The sequence below is a fragment of the Neoaquamicrobium sediminum genome (genome assembly GCF_013240295.1).
In the GTDB taxonomy this organism is placed as follows: Bacteria; Pseudomonadota; Alphaproteobacteria; order Rhizobiales; family Rhizobiaceae; genus Aerobium; species Aerobium sediminum.
In genome coordinates, this window is the sequence record NZ_JABETK010000002.1 from 1869565 (window position 1) to 1890161 (window position 20597).

The 20597-nt window shown below is 64.0% G+C and carries 14 protein-coding genes and 2 pseudogenes; 5 read left to right on the plus strand and 11 right to left on the minus strand.

What is annotated here, in order from left to right; translation table 11 throughout:
* Position 1: 1 nt before the first annotated feature.
* The 6 genes from HK436_RS21025 to HK436_RS33115 are packed head-to-tail and all read right to left on the minus strand — an operon-like array spanning position 2 to position 7409.
* Positions 2-901, minus strand: coding sequence for a carbohydrate ABC transporter permease (locus HK436_RS21025; RefSeq protein ID WP_173192869.1), 900 nt, complete (start codon positions 899-901; stop codon positions 2-4).
* A 2-nt stretch (positions 902-903) separates the two neighbouring features.
* On the minus strand, positions 904-1848 hold the full coding sequence (locus HK436_RS21030; RefSeq protein WP_173192871.1) for a carbohydrate ABC transporter permease: 945 nt from the start codon (positions 1846-1848) through the stop codon (positions 904-906).
* A gap of 4 nt (positions 1849-1852) precedes the next feature.
* Positions 1853-3082: an ABC transporter substrate-binding protein gene (locus HK436_RS21035; RefSeq protein ID WP_173192873.1), complete on the minus strand. Its 1230-nt coding sequence runs from the start codon at positions 3080-3082 to the stop codon at positions 1853-1855.
* Between the two features lie 44 nt (positions 3083-3126).
* On the minus strand, positions 3127-5112 hold the full coding sequence (locus HK436_RS21040; protein WP_173192875.1) for a TIM-barrel domain-containing protein: 1986 nt from the start codon (positions 5110-5112) through the stop codon (positions 3127-3129).
* Complete coding sequence (locus tag HK436_RS21045; RefSeq protein WP_173192877.1) at positions 5105-6457, minus strand: hypothetical protein; 1353 nt, start codon at positions 6455-6457, stop codon at positions 5105-5107. The genes HK436_RS21040 and HK436_RS21045 overlap by 8 nt, the downstream gene beginning before the upstream one ends.
* Before the next feature lies 1 nt (position 6458).
* On the minus strand, positions 6459-7409 hold the full coding sequence (locus tag HK436_RS33115; protein WP_312860652.1) for an ROK family protein: 951 nt from the start codon (positions 7407-7409) through the stop codon (positions 6459-6461).
* Positions 7410-7512: 103 nt separating this feature from the next.
* Here HK436_RS33115 and HK436_RS33120 point away from each other — a divergent pair.
* The 5 genes and pseudogenes from HK436_RS33120 to HK436_RS21070 form a co-directional block, all read left to right on the plus strand.
* A pseudogene (locus tag HK436_RS33120) lies at positions 7513-8147 on the plus strand (ABC transporter ATP-binding protein); the annotation flags it as partial.
* Between the two features lie 291 nt (positions 8148-8438).
* Positions 8439-8819 carry a P-loop NTPase family protein gene (locus tag HK436_RS33125; RefSeq protein ID WP_312860690.1) on the plus strand — a complete coding sequence of 127 codons (381 nt, stop codon included), beginning with the start codon at positions 8439-8441 and terminating at the stop codon, positions 8817-8819.
* Entirely contained in the window at positions 8812-9747 is a 936-nt protein-coding gene (locus tag HK436_RS21060; RefSeq protein WP_173192881.1) for a PfkB family carbohydrate kinase, read from the plus strand. The genes HK436_RS33125 and HK436_RS21060 overlap by 8 nt, the downstream gene beginning before the upstream one ends.
* Positions 9744-10796, plus strand: a complete 1053-nt coding sequence (locus tag HK436_RS21065) for a beta/alpha barrel domain-containing protein (RefSeq protein ID WP_244649089.1) — start codon at positions 9744-9746, stop codon at positions 10794-10796. Before HK436_RS21060 ends, HK436_RS21065 begins: the two co-directional genes overlap by 4 nt.
* 13 nt (positions 10797-10809) lie before the next feature.
* Entirely contained in the window at positions 10810-12258 is a 1449-nt protein-coding gene (locus HK436_RS21070) for an NAD-dependent succinate-semialdehyde dehydrogenase (protein WP_173192883.1), read from the plus strand.
* A 92-nt stretch (positions 12259-12350) separates the two neighbouring features.
* Here HK436_RS21070 and HK436_RS21075 read toward each other — a convergent pair whose 3' ends face one another.
* The 5 genes and pseudogenes from HK436_RS21075 to HK436_RS21095 all read right to left on the minus strand — a co-directional run bounded on the left by HK436_RS21075 (position 12351) and on the right by HK436_RS21095 (position 20581).
* Positions 12351-13262 (minus strand): LysR family transcriptional regulator, encoded by a 912-nt coding sequence (locus HK436_RS21075; RefSeq protein ID WP_173193706.1) that lies wholly within the window; start codon positions 13260-13262, stop codon positions 12351-12353.
* A gap of 83 nt (positions 13263-13345) precedes the next feature.
* Positions 13346-15004, minus strand: coding sequence for an OFA family MFS transporter (locus HK436_RS21080; RefSeq protein WP_173192885.1), 1659 nt, complete (start codon positions 15002-15004; stop codon positions 13346-13348).
* 279 nt (positions 15005-15283) lie between these two features.
* Complete coding sequence (locus HK436_RS21085; protein WP_173192887.1) at positions 15284-17320, minus strand: sensor histidine kinase; 2037 nt, start codon at positions 17318-17320, stop codon at positions 15284-15286.
* Positions 17313-18713 carry a sigma-54-dependent transcriptional regulator gene (locus tag HK436_RS21090; RefSeq protein WP_173192889.1) on the minus strand — a complete coding sequence of 467 codons (1401 nt, stop codon included), beginning with the start codon at positions 18711-18713 and terminating at the stop codon, positions 17313-17315. The genes HK436_RS21085 and HK436_RS21090 overlap by 8 nt, the downstream gene beginning before the upstream one ends.
* 72 nt (positions 18714-18785) lie before the next feature.
* Positions 18786-20581: pseudogene (locus HK436_RS21095) on the minus strand (gamma-glutamyltransferase family protein).
* Positions 20582-20597: the final 16 nt, after the last annotated feature.

Genomic DNA, 20597 nt, shown 5'->3' on the forward strand with positions numbered 1-20597 from the left:
TTTAGCCCTTCACCGCGCCGCCACCGACACCGGAAACCAGATGCTTCTGCAGGAAGAAGAATACTAGCAGGATCGGCGCCGAGGTGATGACGCCGCCGGCCATCAGCATACCCCAGTCTGTGGTGTACTGACCGATCAGACCCGAGAGGCCGAGCGGCAGCGTGCGGTTCTTGTCCGAGAGGATGAAAGTGCTGGCATACAGGAACTCGTTCCAGGTGTGGATCATCACCCAGGTCGCCACCGCCACGATGCCCGGACGGGCCATCGGCAGGATAACGCGCCAGAACGCCTGCCAGCGCGTGCAGCCGTCGAGCCTGGCCGCATCCTCCAGCGAGTGCGGGACCTGCGAGAAGAACCCGCGCATCAGCCACACGCAGAGCGGCAGCATGTAGCTGAGATAGACGGGGATCAGGCCGTAGAGGCTGTCGAGCCAGCCCAGCCAGCGAAGCTGGATGTAGAACGGAATGAGCAGAAGCACCGGTGGGAACATCTGCCCGTAGAGCATGAACAGCGGCAGGGCCACCGATCCCTTGAAGCGGTGCCGCGCCATCGCGTAGCCGGCCGTCACCGAGATCGCGACGCTGATGATTGTAACGCTGGCCGTCAGGATAAGGCTGTTGAGGGCGAACCGCCAGAATTCGGCACCGACCAGCAGATCGATATAGCTCTGGAACGTGAACGAATGCGGCACGAGGCTGGGCGGCCGTGCGAAAAGCTCGTCCTTGGCGCGCAGCGACGTCGCGATCATCCAGTAGAACGGGAAGACGCACCAGACGAAGGCGACCCACAGGCCGGCATAGAGGAAGCCGACACGGAGCCATTTCGGCGTCCAGCTCCGGCGCAGCGGCGGTACCGACACAGCGGTGCCGGCAGGAGTGGCGGTGATGGCGGCGCTGCTCATGATCACTCGCCCTCCTTTGCCTGGATAAGCTTGAGATAGAGCGTTGTGGCGATCACCAGACCGACGAACAGCATTGTGGCCACGGCCGAGGCCATGCCGAGATCGTAGCGCTGGAAGCCGTATTTGTAGGCGAGCGTGAACAGGATTTCGGACGAGTTCAGCGGCCCACCTTCGGTCATCAGCCAGATGGCGTTGAAGTTGTTGACCGTCAGGATGAAGGTCAGCACCGCCGCGATCGCGAACGAGACCCGGATTTGCGGCAGGATCACATGCCACAATTTGCGCCAGCCGGACGCGCCGTCCATGGACGCTGCCTCCAGGATCGAGCGCGGGACGAGCTGCAGCGCGGCCAGGAGCAACAGCATGACGAACGGCGTTCCCTTCCAGATGCTCTCCACGGTGACCGCGTAGAGCGAGGTCGCCGTATCGCCGAGCCAAGGATGGTAGTCCTCGATGATGCCCCAGCGAACAAGAAGCTCGTTAACGATGCCGACGCTGGGGTCGTACATCCAGCGCCATGTCAGCACGGCGACAACGCTGGGAACCACCCACGGAACCAGGATGCCCGACCGGAAGAAGCCGATCCCGGGGATTGCCCGATGAAGCAGCAACGCCAGGCCAAGGCCGAGAGAAAGCTGCACGACGACGTTCAGCACCACCCAGACAAGGGTGTTGAACGACGCAATGCCGAAGCTCGGATCGGCAAAGACGCGCTCGAAGTTGCGCAGGCCAACGAAGGCCATGTCGCCGCTGTTGAGCGTGCGCAAGGTGACGTCGTAAAAGGCCGACATAACGCCGGACACAAGGGGATAGACCACCACGCCGACCACGATGATGATGGCGGGAAGCACCATGAGATAGGGATAGATGCGCGCGCCCGTGCCCGTCTCGAAGACGGACGACCAGGTTCGCCGCAGCTGCTGGTTTCTTGGAGCGCGCGCATTCATGGCGTTACTGACCCAGTATCTGTCTGATCTGCGTTGCAGCCTGCGTCATCACCTCGTCGATGGGCTCGCCGCGCAGTGCCGAATCCCAGACCGTGCCGAACACGTCGGAATGGATCTGGCTCCATTGCGCAACCACTGGACGGGCGTGGCCGGCACTTGCCTGCATCATGAACGGCTGCAGCTCTTCAGGCAGCTTGGCGATAGCCTCGTCGGTTGCAGCCGCCGCCTGAGCGGAGAGACGATTGTACTGCGCCATGAGTTCGACGCTGCGCGGACCGGTCAGCCACTCCACCAGCTCCCAGCTTGCATCGGACACACCGGAGTTGGCGTTGATCGCGAGGTTGTAGCCACCGATTACCGTCGCGGCCTCCTTGCCGGCAGGCAGCGGCACGATCGAATAATCGAGATCGGGATTGCCGTTGTTGAGCGCACCGATCGCCCAGTCGCCGCTGATCAGCATGCCAGCGCGTTCCTGGATGAAGGGCGCGTTGACCTCGTCCCACGAATTGGCGGTCAATACCGATGCGGGCATGGCTTGATGTTCGGTGTAGAGACCGGAAATGAACTGTACCGCCTCGATGGCTTCCGGAGAATCGACGCCGACCGTGCCATCGTCGGCAATGATCTCGGCGCCGCTCTGCCAGATGAACGGGTAGAGCTGGAACGCTCCGACGCGGCTTCCGCCAAACGTAAGGCCGAACGTGCCTGCGTCCTTGTCGGTCATGGCGATGGCGGCTGCCTGGAATTCGTCCCAGGTCTTCGGCGCCGCGTCGATGCCCGCTTCCGCCAGCATCTTGTTGTTGACGTAGAGCGCGACGTTGTTGGTGTAGAGCGGCATCGCATACTGGCGCTGTTTGAACCGGCCGGCCGACAGAGGTCCGGGCTGATATTGATCGGCGATCGGGTCGCTTTTGTCGGTCACATCGGCAAGCAGTCCGGCATCGGCCAGACCCGCAACCCAGGCGATGTCGAGCGCCATGACGTCCGGTCCAGCACCGCCGGACATGGCGACGAAGAGGTTGCGCTCCATCTCCATGTGCGGAACTGCCTGGATTTCGACCGTGTGGCCGGTCTCGGCCTCAAAGGCCTTCAATTCGGCGTAGATCGGCGCATCCGGCGCCGAGGCGAGCGGTGCGTTCACCCACAGCACGACGTTGTCGGCAAAGGCCGGCGTCGCGCCGAGCGTGGCCGCGAGTGCTGCCGCGGCTGTGCTGTATTTCAGAAAATGTCGCATAGGTATTCTCCTCCACTGTGCGCCCTTCGGCGCTGCTGCTGTTATCAAGTTGAGCTGCCTGCCTCGTCTGTTGAGCGTGTCCAGGCAAACCCGGTTCCAAACCACGCCTCCAGGTCCTCGCCCATCGGTAGCGCCGCCGGGCTTCCGGTCGAACTGCCGGCGACGCCGATGGCATCGATCGACCAGCCACCCTCCGGTTCAGGCTGAACCGAATCTCCCGCATCGCCGAAGACAAGCTGAACCGCGCGGCGAGCAGCTATGTCGCTGGCCAGCGTTAGCCGCGCGCCCTTGCGTATGAAGATCGGCATTCTGTCGAGCGGAACGTCGTGGATGCGCCACGCCAGGCCGGACACGTACTCGCCCGTCAGCACGTCGAACCATTCGCCCTGCGGCAGATAGATCGCGCGCGTGTTGCCGTAGAACGCGACGGGCGCGACCAGAATGTCGTCTCCGAGCATGTATTGCTGATCCCAGTCGTTGACGGCCGACCAGTCGATCTCGGGGAAGGCGAGCGGCATCATCCGCATCATCGGCGCCCCGCCCTGCGCAGCTTCCTGTCCGTAGCGCTCGAAGATCGGCCTGAGCGCCAGATGCAGCTTGCCGTAGGTCTGATAGACGGCGGCGGATTGCTCATCCATGTCCCAGGGCTCGCGGCAGCCAAGGCCGTGCAGCATCATAAGCGGCGTGAAGCAGGAGAACTGCGTCCAGCGCGCAAAGACCTGCGGCGTCGGTGTGCCGAAATAGCCGCCGAGGTCGCTGCCCACAAAGGACCAGCCGCCGAATGCAGCGCTCTGAACCGCACGCACGGAAGACGGCAGACCGGTCTTGGGGCAGAAATCCGACGTCTGGTCACCCGTCCAGATCGGCGCCCGCACGCGCGGCGAACCGGATCGACTGATGATGGCGGGCACCTTGCCGTCAAAGGCGGCGATCGTCGCCTCGAGATAATAGCGCACGAAGGCGTTGTGCGCCTTGCCGCCTGTCTCCCCGGAATGGAGCACGGCATGTTCGGGCAACTGTTCGCCGAAGTCGGCCTTGAAACCCTTGATGCCCTGCCGCAGCAGGCCGCGCAGGCTGTCCGACCACCATGCGGCAGCTTCCGGGTTCGAGTAGTCGATCAGCGCCGCCACGATGTTGGGGTTGGCGCCCGGCCTGCGCGTGATCAGTTCGGCCTGCGCGTCGACGATCGTGTAGCCCTTTGCCCGCGCGAACTCGAAGGATTTGGTGCCGACCACGACCCAGGGGCAAAGCCAAAGATAGATTTCGGTCCCGTCTTCCGCCATCCGCCGGACCATGGCGTCGGCATCGGGGTATTTCTGTGTGTCGAAGGCAAAGGAATGCACTTCGCTCGCCCAATAGGCGTCGATCAGCTTGACGCCCATCGGCAGGCCGAGCGCGGCGTGGCCATCGATGTCGGCCTGCACGGTCTTCGCGTTTTCGATCCGCCAGTCGCCAGCCTTCCAGAGATCGAAGAAGCTCGCTTCCGGCATCAGCGGCGGACCGATCCTCTCGATCAGCGCAGCGTAGAGGTCGCCGAGGTCCCCGAGATGGATTTCGAGGTCGAGGCGGCCGCCTTCGACCTGGATGCGCAGCATGTTCGGATCGAAAGGTGCCGCGATGTGGAACACGGCCGGCGCTTCTTCAGGCAGGTAAAGCCCGTAGCCGAGCGTCGTCGCGATCCAGGGCGACGGAAGATAGGTGCCGTTTCCGAGGCCGAAATTCTCCAGGTAGTAGCGCACCGACTGGCCGCGCAGGTCCAGCGTCTCGAACCGCTCGCCGCCGCCGAAGGCCTGAAACTTGCGCGGCACGCCAAACGCGATGTCGAGCGCCGCCGCATCGTCCTTTTCGAGCGTGATGAGCAAGCGCCGGCTATCGGCTTCGGCGCTCACCGTCATTCGCACGCCGTCGGCACGGTCAGCCGGCAGATGCGTCCAGGAGCCGCCATCGGCCCTCCAGCCAATGGACACCGGCCGCCATGCGGCGTCTGCGGCGACCTTGTCGAGACCTATGACCATCGGCGCGTCAGACATGATCGACCTGCACGCCAAGCTGCCGTCCGAGATGAAGCACGGCGTCGGCCCAGCGCCCATAGACGGCGGTCACGTGATGCTCGTAGCCTTCATCGATGAAGCGGCGAACAAGTTCCTCCGCGCCTGCATCGGCGGGGCGGAAATAGCCCGCCGCGCGATTGGCACGCGATTTCTCTGCCTCGATCTCGCCTTCGCAGACAAAAATGCGCAGCGTGCCATCGTCGCGCAGCGAAAGCCGTATCAGCGTCATCGGGCCGGCCTTGAGCGGGAAGGTTTCCTGCTTCAGCACAGGATCGAGCGAGCGCGGGCCGTCGGCAAGGCGCGGGCTGACGCCATAGTGCCAAAGGACGAGCCGGTTTCTTGCCCGGTCGAGCCCGGAAATGTCGGTAAGGAACGGCAGCGACGCCGGATCGAACGCGCGCGCCACGAGGGCGGTCGCGGCACCCATCACATCGCCCTCCGGCGCGATCGGCACTGCGCGGTCGGAAAGCTCGCCCAGCGCGCCCCAGGTGCCCTTGAAGTTCTCGGCGTAGAGAATTTCCGGCCAGTCTCGGATTGCGACGGCATCGGCTTCGATCCGGTCCAGACCGGCGGCAAGCTGCGCATAGGTGCGCCCCAGCGCGAGGCGGCCTGCCTCCTCATCGCCTCCGTCGAAGGAGGCCTCCGCCCAGCGGCTCGCGCCAAGCCGCACGGCATTGTCATCCGCCTTGCAGCCTTCCAGGAAACGCACCAGCGTCGTCTGCTGGATGGTGATGCCGAGACGCTGGCGCAGCATCCAGGGGTCTACCGCGAGGTTCGTGAACCAGTCGGCATGCGAGCCGATCAACGCGATCCGTGCGCCGCGCAGGCGGCTGTGCGCACGCGATGCCGCGGCGAATGCGGTGAGTTCTCCGGCAAGGGCCGGATCTTCCGGGTTGCCGAGCAGCAAGGTGAAACCGTGACCGAAGCGGCTCAGTGTCGATGCCCAGAGCTGCGCACCGCAAAGCGAATTGGTGACGATCTCCTCGGCCTCCTCGAGCGCCCAGATCGCAATCGGAATCGGCCGGTCGCCGACAGCGTCGAGCACATCATGCAGGAGTTCGGCCGTGCAGAACGTAGAAAGCTGGACGACCAGCCCGTCGAGGGCGTCGAAATCGAGCGACGAAAGCGCTTCACGGCAGCTCTCGCGGTCGCGGGCGAGCTTGCCTGCCAGCGTGAACCGCCCTTGCAGCCCGCCCTCGCCCATCAGCCGGCCGGTGCGCGTGATCAGCTCAGCCGCGGCGGCTTCCGAAAAGAGCGGCGAAGCCACGAAGAGCACACCAATATGGCGCCCGTCCGTATCGGCCGGCTTGGTTCTGGTCAGCATGTCAGGCAGTCTCCTCCATCGCGCGCGCATCGGAAGCCGCCTCGAGCCCGCCGCCGCTTACAAAACAATAGGCCGCATAGCTGAGCGCGGCCTTTGGGTCGTTCCCGATCGACGGCGCGATGAAGGAGAGCGAAAGCCGCCCTTCGTCATAGCCACCAAGCAGGCTCTGGTTCAGTCCGTCAAAAATTGCGCTGCGGTCCGACTCGGGCGTCAGCGACGGCCAGCCGCTGATGACGACGGCGGGGACCGGGTGCAGGTTGAGCGCATTTCCCAGCGCCAGACCGAGCAGGAATTGGCGCTCGCGCAGCATCTCGCGCGCAACGTTGTCGACTTCGAGCGCATCGAGGAACCGGTCTCCCCGCGCGAGAATTTCGTTGCCCGGCACGCCGATGATCGTCGAAACCGCGCGCAGGGAGGTGTAGGCCTCAACGCAGCCGCGATGGCCGCAGCGGCATACGAGACCGTCGCGCTCGATCACCATGTGCCCCATCTCGAACGGGGAAAAGGCATCGATGGGCTCGGCCTCGTTGACGATGACACCCGCCACGCCATGGCCAACGAACAGGAACAGGTGATCGCCTTCGACAGCATAGGTGGATGGCATCGCATATCGGTTGAAGGCGGCCTGAGCGACGACCGAGTTCGTCAGCGCGAGCGGCAGACCCGGAAGCACTTTGCCCAGGAACCCTTCCAGGCGCGCCATGTCCCACGGAAAGATCGGGTTGCCGGCCTCGCGCCCGTAGCCCGGGATGGACATTGCTGCCTGGCGTAGGTCGATGCCGCGGGCATCAACCCACTCGCGCAACGCCACGGCGCTTGCCGAGAACAGCCTTTCGAACTCGTCCTGATCAAGGTTCGGCGACGCCGGCATTCGCTCGACGTAATCGAGCGTACCGCCAAGATTGCCGACACCCAGCGACAAACGACTGTTCGACAGCTCGATACCGAGCACGTTGATATTATTACTCAATGTAACGAGGGCGGTCGGCCCACCGGCGTGAGGGGCAGATTCCTTCCTCTCTTCGACCAGCTTTTCACTACGCAAATCCGCTACGATGCGTGAAACACTCGCCTCGGTGAGGCTTGTTTCCCGAGCCAAATCAGTACGAAACGCGCCTTTTGTGCGCAAAAGGCTTTCGAGAACGGTCGCTCTCGTCTGCTTTCTGCTACGGGGGACAAATCGTCCGGACATCGGCTCTCCGCCATGTTTACACTGTGTAATTATTCTGCTTTATGGGAGCGACTTGTCAACAGGGAGCGAGAACAAAGTGGCAGAGTTGACACTGCGGGCGGTGCAAAAGCAGTTCGGCGGGGTGGAGGCGGTGAAGGCCGTAGACCTCGACGTCGATCATGGCGAATTCATCGTGCTGGTAGGACCCTCCGGCTGCGGCAAGAGTACGCTGCTGCGCATGATCGCCGGTCTGGAAGAAATCACCTCCGGCGAAATCAAGCTTGACGGACACAGCCTGAACCAAGTGGCGCCCCGCGACCGCGACATGGCCATGGTGTTCCAGGACTACGCGCTCTACCCGCACATGACGGTCGCGGAAAACCTCGGCTTCGCGCTCAAGATGCGCGCGCTCTCCCCGAACAGATCGACGCGAAGGTTTCCGAGGTCGCGAAGATGCTGGAACTCGACGCCCTGCTCGAGCGCAAGCCGCGCGCGTTGTCCGGCGGGCAGCGTCAGCGCGTCGCGCTTGGACGCGCCCTGATCCGCGACCCCAAGGTGTTCCTGTTCGACGAACCGCTTTCCAACCTCGATGCAAAGCTGCGCGTCGGCATGCGCATGGAGATACGCAAGCTCCAGAACGCGCTCGGCACGACGAGCATTTATGTTACGCACGACCAGATCGAGGCCATGACCATGGCCGACCGGATCGTTGTTCTGAAGCTGGGCGAGGTGCAGCAGATCGGAACGCCGGGCGACATCTATCAGCGCCCCGTCAACAGCTTCGTCGGCACCTTCATCGGCTCGCCGCCGATGAGCCTCGTGCCCGCCACGCTGCGGCGGGATGGCGATGCCTTCCTTCTCGATTTCGGCAAGGACCAGACGATCCGACTGCCGGTCTCGCGCAACGAGAGCATCGAGCGTGCCGGTGTCGAACATGTGGATGTCGGCATGCGTGCGGAACACCTGTCTATCGCAGACGGTGCGAAAGGGTCGGATGAATTCGAATCCGACGTTGTGCTTGTCGAGGAACATGGCGCCGACTCGATTGCCGTAGTCACTCTCGGGCGGCGCGAGGTCATGGCCCGCATCCGCCCCGGCGCGGCGGACACCGGCGACAAGGGCATGCGCTTCCGCATCGACAGCGAAGCCATCCACCTTTTCCATCCGGATACAGGTGTGCGCCTTGTCTGACCGGCGTCGCGGCGAGGTCTTCTGCGTCGGCCTTGCCATCCAGGATACGATTTTCTCGGTCGACGAGATTCCCCGCGAACCAGTGAAGATCTATGCGCGGGAACGCCGAGAAGTCGGCGGCGGGCCGGCCGCGACGGCAGCCGTTGCGATCGCCCGGCTTGGCGGGCGCGCGGCGATTGCAGCGCGCATAGGCGCGGACGCCACCGGAAATGCGATTACCGATGAGCTTGGCGGCGAAGGCATCGACACCACCTGGCTGCGCGCATTCGATAACAACCGGTCGCCCGGGGCCGTAATTCTGGTGGACAGGCACGGCGAGCGGCTGATCGTCGCCTATGTCGATCCCGATACGCCGACCGAAGCCGATTGGTTGCGCCCGGAAACGCTAGGCGGCGCGCTGCTTTGCGATCTGTCGTGGCCGCAAGGCGCGCTTGCCTGTCTGCAGCAGGCGAAACGGGAAGGCATTCCATCGGTGCTGGACGCCGAGATTACGCGTCACCCGCGCGAGGTGGTCGAACCCGTCATCGCCGGCTGCGACCATGTCGTATTCTCCCGACCGGGCCTCGCCCAGTTCACGGAAACGGATTCGATAGAAGAGGGTTTGAGGCGCGCGCGCCGTCCCGGCCACAAGGTCGTGGGCGTTACCGACGGTGCGGACGGCCTCTACTGGCTCGACGGCGATGCGCTGCGCAATGCTCGCCCGCCACGTGTCGAGGTTGTCGATACCGTTGGCGCCGGCGACGCCTTTCACGGCGCCTTTGCATTGGCTCTCTCCCACGGGCGGCCGCTCGAAGAGACGATCCGCTTCGCCAACAGCGTTGCCGCCCTCAAATGCACTGTCCCCGGCGGTCGTGCCGGGCTCCCGACACCGCAGGCGCTCCAGCGCTTCGACCCTGAACTCGATCTGAATTGGATTGTCGCACGATGACTGAAGGTTTCACTCCGACTCCCATGGAACGCAATACCAGGCTCGACGAGAAGCTGGCCGCGATCAGGCGCGACCCGTCTGGTTCGAAGGAATTTCTGATCTGCGATGCCAAGGACCCTGACATGGCGCGCGGCATTGCCGCGCTGGGCATGGTCCGCGACGAGAACGGCAAGGAACGGCCGCGCAATCGCCGGGAATTCCTCGACATCGTCCGGGCGGTCGTGAAGCAGGACATCGTCGACCTGATGCTGCTCTCCGCGTACAATCTGCATAAGCTGGCGGTGGAGGAGGACCTTTTCGCAAACAGCAACATGGCCCGGGCGGCTCGCGTCAACGACACAAGCGAAATCTGGCTTCCGCGCCACGGCGCCTATCGCGCTTCCCCATCACAGCCATTCAGAACGGCCGAACTCTCGCGCGTCATGCATGGCGGCCGTCCTCCGTTGACGAAGGGTGTGGCAGGTGCGGATCTCGGCCTCTACAGCCTGACCTTCACCAACGACGTCGATGCCGACCATCGCACGTTGACCGCCTACAATGCGTTTCGCGCGGAGTGCAACGCGCTCGGCTTCAGGCACTTCCTCGAAGTCTTCAACCCGAATGTCGGCACGCTTGCCGGAGAAGAAGTCGGCCAGTTCGTCAACGACTGCATCGTGCGATGCCTGGCGGGCGTCGATCGCGAGGCAGCACCCATTTTCCTCAAGGTCGCCTATAACGGGCCGCGCGCGATGGAAGAACTGGTGGCGTATGATGACGAGATGATCGTCGGCGTGCTCGGCGGTGCCGGCGGCACCACCCGCGACACATTCGAACTGCTCGCTCAGTCGAAGCGACATGGAGCGCGGCTTGCGCTCTTCGGACGCAAGATCAATCAGGCGGAATCGCCGCTCGACCTGATCGAAATTCTTCGCCGCGTTGCCGATGATGAGTTGACACCCGCCGACGGCGTGTCGCTCTATCACGACCGGCTGACAAAAGGACGCATTCCGGCGCGCATCGCGCTGGACGAGGATCAGCTTGTCAGCCAGCCGGTCCTCAAGGCAGCGTAAGGAGCATTTATCAGTGACACGGACGACGCCAAATTACCCATCGACACAGCTCTTCATCGACGGTGAATGGCGACCCGGAAGAGAAGGCAAGACGATCGACGTGGTCGATCCGGCAACCGGCGAGGCGATCGGCACGGTCGCCCACGCAACGCGCGTGGATCTCGACGCGGCTCTGGAAGCGGCCGAGCGTGGCTTTGCCACCTGGAGCGAAACCTCGCCATTCGAGCGCTACAAGCTGATGCGCAAGGCTGCCGACATACTCAGGCAGCGCGCCGACGAGATCGCACAGGCGATGACGCTGGAACAGGGCAAGCCCGTGGGCGAAGCGCGCATGGAAACCCTTGCAGGCGCCGACATCATCGACTGGTTCGCCGAGGAGGCCCGCCGCACCTACGGACAGGTCGTGCCGGCACGCGCGCCCGGCGTCACCCAGATGATCGTCAAGCTGCCGGTCGGTCCGGTCGCCGCTTTCACGCCCTGGAACTTCCCCATCAACCAGGTCGTGCGTAAGCTTTCTGCTGCACTTGCCGCGGGCTGTTCGATCATCGTCAAGGCTCCGGAAGAAACCCCCGCAGCACCGGCAGCGCTGGTGCGTGCCTTTGCCGATGCCGGCATCCCGGCTGGCGTGATCGGGCTGGTCTACGGCGTTCCCGCCGAGATTTCGGAATATCTCATCCCGCATCCAACGATCCGCAAAATCTCCTTCACCGGATCGACTCCGGTAGGCAAGCATCTGGCGGCCCTTGCCGGGCAGCACATGAAGCTCGCCACGATGGAGCTCGGCGGCCATGCTCCGGCGATGGTCTTCGACGACGCGGATATCGACAAGGCGGTGAAGGTTCTGTCGGCGTCTAAATACCGCAATGCCGGCCAGGTTTGCGTGTCCCCGACACGCTTCCTCGTCCAGGAAAAGTCGTTCGACGGTTTCGTGGACGCCTTCACGGCGGCCGCGAAGGCAGTAAAGGTCGGTAACGGCTTCGAGGAAGGTACCGCCATGGGGCCGCTCGCCAACGAGCGGCGCATCCCCGTGCTCGAATCCCTGATTGCCGATGCCGTTGAGCAGGGTGGCGAATTGCGAACCGGCGGCCGGCGCATCGGCAACAAGGGCAACTTCTTCGAGCCGACCGTGCTGGCCAATGTGCCGACGGATGCGCGCATCATGAATGAGGAGCCGTTCGGGCCTGTCGCCATCATCAACCGCTTCGCCACCACCGAGGATGCGATCGCGGAAGCAAACCGCCTGCCCTACGGCCTCGCAAGCTATGCGTTCACGCGCTCGACCGAGACGGCGGATCAGCTCGGCAAGCGCATCGTGGCAGGCATGACCTCGATCAACCACAATGGCCTCGCCCTCCCGGAAATCCACTTCGGCGGTGTGCGGGATTCCGGATATGGCAGCGAAGGTGGGTCGGAAGCGATCAACGCCTATCTCGTGCCGAAACTGGTGACCCTGGCCGCCTGAGGCGACGCAGCTTAAACAACCTAACGGCCGCCATCGCACCCGCAATGGCGGCCGTTTTTATCGCCGCGCTTCGGCCTTGAAGGTCTTCTTTGTCAGCGATGAAGGTGTTGCACGCCGAGAGCCGTCTCGTTCAGGCCGGCCACCTGCGCCAACAATGCCGACACGAGCGGCGTGTGCGGTTCGCGCCGCGCCGCCACGAGCCCAACCATATGGCTTACAGTCGGCGCGACGATCGGAATGCGGCGTATCGGCTCGGCGAAATCGAGAGCCGCCGCAAGGTTGAGCGGCATGATCGACGACCATTCGCCCGTGCGCACATGCGAGAACAGGACAACCATCGAGTTGGACTCCAGCGTCGGCCGCACTGTTGCGCCGGCAGCGGCCAGATGCCGGTCGATGATCCGCCGGTTCTGCATGTCGGGCGTCAGCAGGCAGAGCGGCACCTGCGCGACCTCCGTCCAGGTCACTTCCTCGCGGTCGGCGAATGGCCCGCCCGCACCGACGATCAGATGATAGCGCTCGCTGTAGAGCGGCACGGTGGTGACGTTTCCCAAGGGTTCATGATCGAGATAGGTGATGCCGACATCGATGTCGAAATTGCCGAGCATCGACAGGATCTCAACCGAGGTACGCGACAGAACGGAGAAACCGACGCCGGGATGCCGCTCGCGAAAAGGTGTGGTGATGCCGGCGACCATGGCCAGTGCGGTAGGAATGGCCGCGACGCGTATGCGGCCCGACAGGCCGAGTCGCGCGGCGCGCATCTCCTCGCGCATCGTGCGGGTGTCGGAGACGATGCGGCGCGCCCAGGTCAGCACCTGCCGGCCCTCCGGCGTGAGACCGCGAAAACGCGAGCCCCGCTCCACCAGCATCACCCCCAGCATGGTCTCGAGCTGCTTGATGGCCGAAGACAAGGTCGGCTGCGTCACACCGCATTCCTCGGCGGCGCGGCCGAAATGGCCTTCCTTGGCCAACACGATGAAGAGTTCGAGCCGTTCGATCAGCATGACACGCAACCCCTGAGCAGTGCGTGACCGTCGCATGGTCCCCGGCGCGCGAACCGCGCCGGGGATGATACACGTGTTGATCAGCCGAAGAGCGCGGCCGTCTTTTCGAGCGTCACCCAGATGCCCCAGAGGATCGGAACACCGACAGCCGTCCATGCGATGGCTGCCTTGGCGTCGAGGCCACCCTTGCCGATGCCGAACGAGCCGGTCTGCTCGGTCTGGGAAGCGGCCGTCTTGGCCTGCAGGCTGGCAACCTCCGCGTCGGACATGAACCATTTGTCCGCGAGTGGTCGCACGAAGAAGTTGGCCACGACCCCCAGCGCCAGCATGCCGGCGAGGATATACATCGTGAAATCGTAGACCTGCGCCCGCGGAATGCCGGCTGCAAGCTGGAATTCGCGGATGTAATTGACCACCACCGGCCCGACGATGCCTGCGGTCGACCATGCGGTCAGCAGCCGGCCGTGGATCGCGCCAACGAACTGGGTGCCGAAGATGTCCGCGAGATAGGCCGGGATCGTTGCGAAGCCGCCGCCATACATCGACAGGATGATGCCGAACATCAGCACGAACAGAAGCTGGCTGCCCATATGCGCCGCGGTCGGCGCAAGCGCGTACAGCACGATGCCGAGCAGCAGGAATGTGTAGTAGGTGTTCTTGCGGCCGATATAGTCGGAAAGGGACGCCCAGAAGAAGCGCCCGACGATATTGAACAGCGACAGGAGCCCCGCAAAGCCTGCGGCAATGCCGGCGATGGCAGTCTTCTGGCTGGCGTCGAGTTCGTTGAAGGAAAGGTCGGGCAGCCCGATCAGGTCGCCGGCGAAGATTTCCTGCAGCATTGGCGATGCCATGCCGATGACGCCGATACCGGCCGAGACGTTGAGCATGAGTACCGCCCAGATCAGCCAGAACTGCGTCGTCTTGTGCGCGTCGCGCAGGTGGACGTGCCGGGTGGTGATCATCGCCTTGTTGGTGTTTGCCGGCGGGGTCCAGCCTTCCGGCCGCCAGCCCGATGGCGGGATGCGGTAACCGAAAGCCCCGAGCGTCATCGCAACGGCATAAAGCAGCGCCATCACGACGAAGGTCTGCCAGACACCAACGGAATCTTCCGTGCGGAAGGTGTTCATCAGGAAATTGGCCAGAGGCGCACCAATCATCGCGCCGCCGCCGAAACCCATGATTGCCATGCCGGTGGCCATGCCGCGCCGGTCGGGGAACCATTTGATGAGTGTCGAGACCGGCGAGATGTAGCCGAGTCCAAGTCCGATGCCGCCGATGACGCCGGCGCCCAGCCACATCAGCCACAATTGGTGGGTGATGATGCCGATCGCGGCGATGACCATGCCCCCGCACCAGCAGACCATAGACGCCAGGCCCGCCTTGCGCGGGCCGGCGCGCTCGAGCCAGCCGCCCCAGATGGCAGCCGCCGAGCCGAGGAAGACGAAGAACAGCGTATACATCCAGCCGAGATCGGACACCCGCCAGTCGCAGGTGGTGGTGAAAAGTGCCGTGAACACGTTGAGATCAGCGCAGACGACCGGCTGATCGATGCCGATGGCGCGCGAGAGCGGCAGCCAGAACACGCTGAAGCCGTACGCCATGCCGATGCAGAGATGGATGGCGAGGGCTGCCGGCGGCACGAGCCAGCGGTTGAAGCCCGGCCGGGCGATGATGCGCTCCTTGTCGAGTATGCCGACACCGACACTGCCGCCCGTGTAGGTTTCACTTGCTGTGGACATGAATTCTCCTCCGCCCGCCGAAGTGCATCCGCGCGGGTCGTCCTGCTGGTTACGTCTGATGATTGTCGGCTGCCGCGCCGTCCTCCGTGGCAGCGGCCGCCCGAACGTCTATGGCTTGCGGCGTCCCCGCCTCATCCGCACTCCTCCCGTTTGGTTGCCTTTAACCATAAGCAACGGGCGTGCCAGTTGCGCGGCTCAACGATTTCAGAGACTTATCGATTAAGAGAAAAGCCCTATGGACATTTTGTCCGGAGGGCATGGACAAAATGTCCGAAGGTCTCAGGCAGCTTCAGGCAGCCAGATCGTGAAGGTGGTGCCCCTGCCCTCTTCGCTCTCGACCGAAATCCTGCCGCCCTGGCGTTTAATCAGGGTCTGGCTGATCGAAAGGCCGAGCCCCGTGCCCTCGCTGCGCTTGGTGGTGAAGAACGGATCGAAGACCTTGCGGATCAGTTCATCGCTCATGCCCACGCCAGTATCGGCAATGACGATTGCCAGGCCCGGCCGCCCGTCGACGTCCTCGTCGCGTGTAACGAAGGTGAGCTTTCCGCCGTCCGGCATCGCATGGATGGCATTGACGATCAGGTTGACCAGCACCTGCTGCAATTCCGTGCGGTTCATCAGCAGGAGGCGCTTTGCGCTCTTCTCGCGGACGATGTCGATCTCGGCCTTGTTGAGCAGATGCTGGACCAGCGGCAGGCAGTCGTCGATCACGTTGTCCGGGGCATGCCGCTCGACATAGCCGGCATACTCTTCGGGCTTGGCGAATTGCAGCAGCTTGGTGACGATCTGGCTGATGCGATGGATCTGCTCGTCGAGGAGGCGGAATTCGGTTTTCGCCTCGTCCGCCCTGTCGCCCATGACTGCCCGCACGACTTCGAGATTGCCCTGCATCACGGCGATCGGGTTGTTGATCTCATGCGCCACGCCCGCCGTGATCTCGCCGATCGCTGCGAGCTTCTCCGACATGATGAGCTGCTTGGTCGTTGCCTCGAGCTGTCGGTTGGCAAGCTGCAGTTCGCGGGTTCGCTCGTCCACCCGGTCGTTCAGTTCCTCGTTCCAGGCACGCAACTGCCGGTCGCGCTCCTGCAACTGGTCCAGCAAATGGTCGAGGTGGACAGCCACCCGTCCGATCTCGTCGCGAGCCTCGGCCACGTTCGTTCGCGCACCGAGATCACCGCTCTCGACTTTGGCGATGGTCCCGGTCATGCGCTCCAGCGGCAGAAAGATCGACCCCGCCCAGCGCAGGAAGATCGGCACGCTGACCATGGCAATTGCCAGGAAAGCCAGCAGGATCGTCAGCAGTGTCTCACGCTTGGCTTCGGTGAAAGGTGCTTCGAGGAAGCCGACATAGAGCATGCCGACACGCTTACCATAGCTGTCCACGATTGGTTCGTAAGCAGACACGTACCAATCGTTTACGACAAAGGCGCTGTCGAGCCAGGTCCGGCCCTTGTCGAGCACGGCGGAGCGCACAATCGCCGAAACGCGGGTCCCCAGCGCACGCCGTCCTTCGAACAGGCGCACATTCGTGCTGATGCGAACGTCGTCGACGAACAGCGTGGCGGTTCCCTGGCTTCCTTCCGGCAGGCTCGCCTCACGATAGACGAGGTCGTTGATGGTATCGATGAATTCGAGGTTGCGGTTGAGCAGCACACCGCCAACGAGCGCCCCTGTATCGCCGTTTCCGAGTGCGGCCGGGCTGGCCGAATGCACGACCATACCGCGTGTCTCCTCGCTGCGATCGGTCGGCACGGCATTAGCCGTCGGCACCAACTCGACGCGCGCCTGCGCGGCGAGGTCGGGCGAGATCGCAGCCAGATCTTCGCCGCTGAAAATATCGATGGCTGTTTCAGGGCTTCCTGCCAGAGCGGACACGATAATCGGCCAGTCGGTCCGTCTTCGCCCGTCAGTCAGCGAGCGCGCCGACGCAACCACATCGCCTGCCTCGTCGGTCAGGTACAGAAAGTCGAACGCAAGCGCGCGCCGGGTTTCCTCCAGAAGCTGCTCGAGCGAATCCGGCGCGGTCCGCTGCAATTCGACGGTATCGCGGTAGCGGGCGGAAGCGCCCAGCGCCGCGATCTGCTCGCCGGTGTTTTCAAGGATGCGCGCCAGATATTGGTGCGCAATGGTGAGATCGCCATTGACCTTGGAAATCAGCGTTGCGTCGAACTTGGCATTCCAGCGAAAGACGGTGACGCCCAGCAACAGCGGCAGAAGCACGAGTGTCGGCAGAAGCGCGATGGCGAGCAGCCTGAAGCGGACCGAGCGGCCGCGTTCCCTCGTCTTTGCAGTTGCATCGGCCGTCGTCTCAGACATTCCATGCCGCGCATTTGCGGTCGATCGTCTTGCGCGAGACGCCCAGCCTCCGGGCGGCCTCCTCCCGGTTGCCGCCGCTCTCTCTCAGCACGGAGAGGATATGGCGGCGTTCGAGGTCGGCAAGGCTGCCGTCACTCTCGCCAGTCCCGCGCTGCGGTGAGCGGCTCGCACCAAGCTGCTCCAGCGGGAAGCGCCCAAGGATCAGGGTACGCTCGATGACGTTGCGCAGCTCGCGCACATTGCCCGGCCAGTCGTACCGCGCCAGCGCGGCCCGCGCCTCGTCCTCGAGCTGCACCGGCGGCATGCCAAGCTGCTGGGAGAGCTTGCGCATGAACAGGTCGGCGAGTTCCTGAACGTCGTGGTCGCGCTCGTTCAGCGGCGGAAGATGGATCTGCATCACATTGATGCGGAAGTAGAGATCGGCCCGAAACCGCCCCTCCTCGACAGCGCGTGCAAGATCGGCATTGGTCGCGAAGACGAACCGGAGATCGACCGGCACTTCGCGCTCCGATCCGACGGGTCGCACACGACGGTCTTCCAGCACCCGCAGAAGCTTGCCTTGCAGGGCAAGCGGCAGGTCGCCCATTTCGTCCAGGAACAGCGTGCCGCCCTGCGCGTGCATGAAAATGCCTTCGCGCGATCCTTCGGCACCCGTGAAGGCGCCTTTGACATGACCGAACAGTTCGCTCTCGATCATGTCGGGCGGGATCGCTGCGCAGTTGACGGGCACGAAGGGCTTGTCGGCACGCTCGGACAGCGAATGCAGCGATCGCGCAGCCACCTCCTTGCCCGTTCCGGATTCGCCTGTGAGCAGCACCGACGTGGGAAGCGGCGCAACGCGGGCGATGGTCTCGCGAACCTGGCGGATGGCCTCCGACTCGCCGATCAGCCGGTCCCGAAGCAACATATGGTCCGAGGCCGCGCGCAGTTCGTAGCGCAGCACGTAGTTCTCACGCTGCAGGCGCACCCGGTCGAGACACCGCGCCACCGCGTTGAGGATCTGGTTGGACCGGAACGGCTTGAGCACGAAATCCGCGGCCCCTGCCCGCAGCGCCTGGATCGCGGTTTCAAGGTCGGCGAATGCAGTGATCAGGATGGCGTCGGCAAACAGTCCGATCGCGCGCTGCTCGGCCAGCCAGTCGACGCCGTTCTTTCCCGGCATGATGTTGTCGAGGATGACGACGTCGAAGTGATGCTCGTCGAGCTTGCGGGTCGCCTCGTCCGTGTCGGCCGCTTCCTCAATGCGCTTGCAGCGTGGGCCGAGCGTGCGCATCAGGAAATTGCGCATGCCCGGCTCGTCATCGATGATCAGGATCGATGCCTGCGCCAGCCAGGGGCCGAATTCCGGATCGCCAACAGGTTCCCGCAGCTTGCGTGCCGCCTGCACCGCCATCGCATGTCCTCCCCCATGCTTATCGAACGGGAACGTTAGCCGCAGGCGCGCGCGAACGCAAAGCCGTTGACGCTACCGACCGACGGCGTAGGCCTGCATCAAACGTGGCGTTGCGGCAGCCCGCAGCATCCCGTCCTCGTCGCGCGCGGCAGAGACCATTCGGCCGATCGACCATTCCGGCGTCACGTCGACACGGTGGCCACGCGCCTTGAGCGCCGCGATCGTCTCCGCGCCGAATGTTTCCTCGATGGCGAGGTTCCCGGGCTTGCGATCACGCGGATAGAACGAGTTCGGGAAATGCGCCGTATGCGACATTGGCAGGTCGATAGCTTCCTGCAGGTTCATGCCGTGATGGACGTGGCGCAGGAAGAACTGGAGCTGCCACTGCTCCTGCTGGTCGCCGCCCGGCGTACCAAACACCATGTAGGGGCGGCCGTCCTTCTCGGCGAGGCTTGGCGTCAGCGTCGTGCGCGGTCGCTTGCCGGGCGCCAGGCTCGCCGGCAGCCCCTCCTCCAACCAGAACATCTGGGCGCGCGTGTTGAGCATGAAGCCGAGCTCGGGAATGTAGGGCGAGGACTGCAGCCAGCCGCCGGAAGGCATGGCAGCGACCATGTTGCCGTCCCTGTCGATGGTGTCGATGTGAACGGTATCGCCGCGTCGTACGGAACGCATGTCGGCCATGGTCGGCTCGGCCGAAGCCGCGTCGGGATTGGCCACGCGCGACAGGCGCTCGAGGGCGGCATCCATGCGCGCGATCTGGTCCTCGTAGCCGGCAATCCGGCCCGGCCGCAGTTCCAGCGACGCCGTCTCGGCGATCAGCTTGCGCCGTTCGTCGCTATACGCATCCGACAGCAGCGTCTCGATCGGAACGTCGATGAAATTCGGATCGCTGTAGTAGTATTCGCGGTCGGCGAAGGCGAGCTTCATCGCCTCGGTCAGCGTGTGGACGAAATCCGGTCCGCGCGTATCCATGGCGCCGATGTCGAAGCCCTTCAACAGCGCGAGCGTTTGCAGGAACACCGGCCCCTGCCCCCACGGGCCGATCTTGTTCAGGCGATAGCCATGATAGTCATAAGTCAGAGGCTTTTCGTAGGTCGCCTGCCAGCCGGCCATGTCGTCGGCGGTGATCACGCCGCGATGGCGGGAGCCGCTTTCGTCCATCACCTCGTTCTCGCGCGCGAACCGGTCGATCGCCTCCGCAACGAACCGCGATAGAACGCGTCGCGGGCACGCTCGATCTGCTTTTCGCGGCTGCCGCCGCCCGCCTGCGATCCCGAGATGACGCGCTTCCAGGTATTCGCCAGCGCCTCGTTGCGAAACAGCTTCTTTGCCTCCGGCAACCGGCCGCCGGGCGTGAAGAAGGCCGCCGAGGTCGGCCATTCGCGGGTGAAGAAGTCCTTCAGCCCCGCAACGGTGTTGGCAACGCGCGGCAGCATCGGATGACCGTTCTCGGCATAGTGGATCGCGGGCGCCATGACATCGGCCAGCGGCAGCGAGCCATGATCGCGCAGAAGCTGCATCCAGGCATCGAATGCGCCCGGGATCACGGTCGCCAGCAGCCCGTTGCCGGGGATCAGCGTCAGCCCCTGCCCCTTGTAGTGTTCCATGGTCGCGCCTGCCGGCGTCGTGCCCTGCCCGCACAGCACTTCGGTCTTTCCGGTTCTTGCCGAGTGGAAGACAATCGGAACTTCGCCGCCGGGGCCGACGAGGTGTGGTTCGACCACCTGCAGCACGAACCCGGCTGCCACCGCGGCGTCGAAAGCGTTGCCGCCGCGCTCCAGCATCGCCATGCCGGATTGCGAGGCGAGCCAATGGGTGGTGGTGACGACGCCGAACGTGCCGAGGATCTCGGGCCTTGTAGTGAACATGGATGCTGCTCCGTGG

Excerpts from the sequence above, each read along its gene's own strand:
- HK436_RS21065 (WP_244649089.1), top strand. The coding sequence starts at position 9,744 with ATGACTGAAGGTTTCACTCCGACTCCCATGGAACGCAATACCAGGCTC.
- HK436_RS21085 (WP_173192887.1), bottom strand. The coding sequence starts at position 17,320 with ATGTCTGAGACGACGGCCGATGCAACTGCAAAGACGAGGGAACGCGGC.
- HK436_RS21030 (WP_173192871.1), bottom strand. The coding sequence starts at position 1,848 with ATGAATGCGCGCGCTCCAAGAAACCAGCAGCTGCGGCGAACCTGGTCG.
- HK436_RS21040 (WP_173192875.1), bottom strand. The coding sequence starts at position 5,112 with ATGTCTGACGCGCCGATGGTCATAGGTCTCGACAAGGTCGCCGCAGAC.
- HK436_RS33125 (WP_312860690.1), top strand. The coding sequence starts at position 8,439 with ATGAGCCTCGTGCCCGCCACGCTGCGGCGGGATGGCGATGCCTTCCTT.
- HK436_RS21080 (WP_173192885.1), bottom strand. The coding sequence starts at position 15,004 with ATGTCCACAGCAAGTGAAACCTACACGGGCGGCAGTGTCGGTGTCGGC.
- HK436_RS21045 (WP_173192877.1), bottom strand. The coding sequence starts at position 6,457 with ATGCTGACCAGAACCAAGCCGGCCGATACGGACGGGCGCCATATTGGT.
- HK436_RS21025 (WP_173192869.1), bottom strand. The coding sequence starts at position 901 with ATGAGCAGCGCCGCCATCACCGCCACTCCTGCCGGCACCGCTGTGTCG.
- HK436_RS21035 (WP_173192873.1), bottom strand. The coding sequence starts at position 3,082 with ATGCGACATTTTCTGAAATACAGCACAGCCGCGGCAGCACTCGCGGCC.
- HK436_RS21090 (WP_173192889.1), bottom strand. The coding sequence starts at position 18,713 with ATGGCGGTGCAGGCGGCACGCAAGCTGCGGGAACCTGTTGGCGATCCG.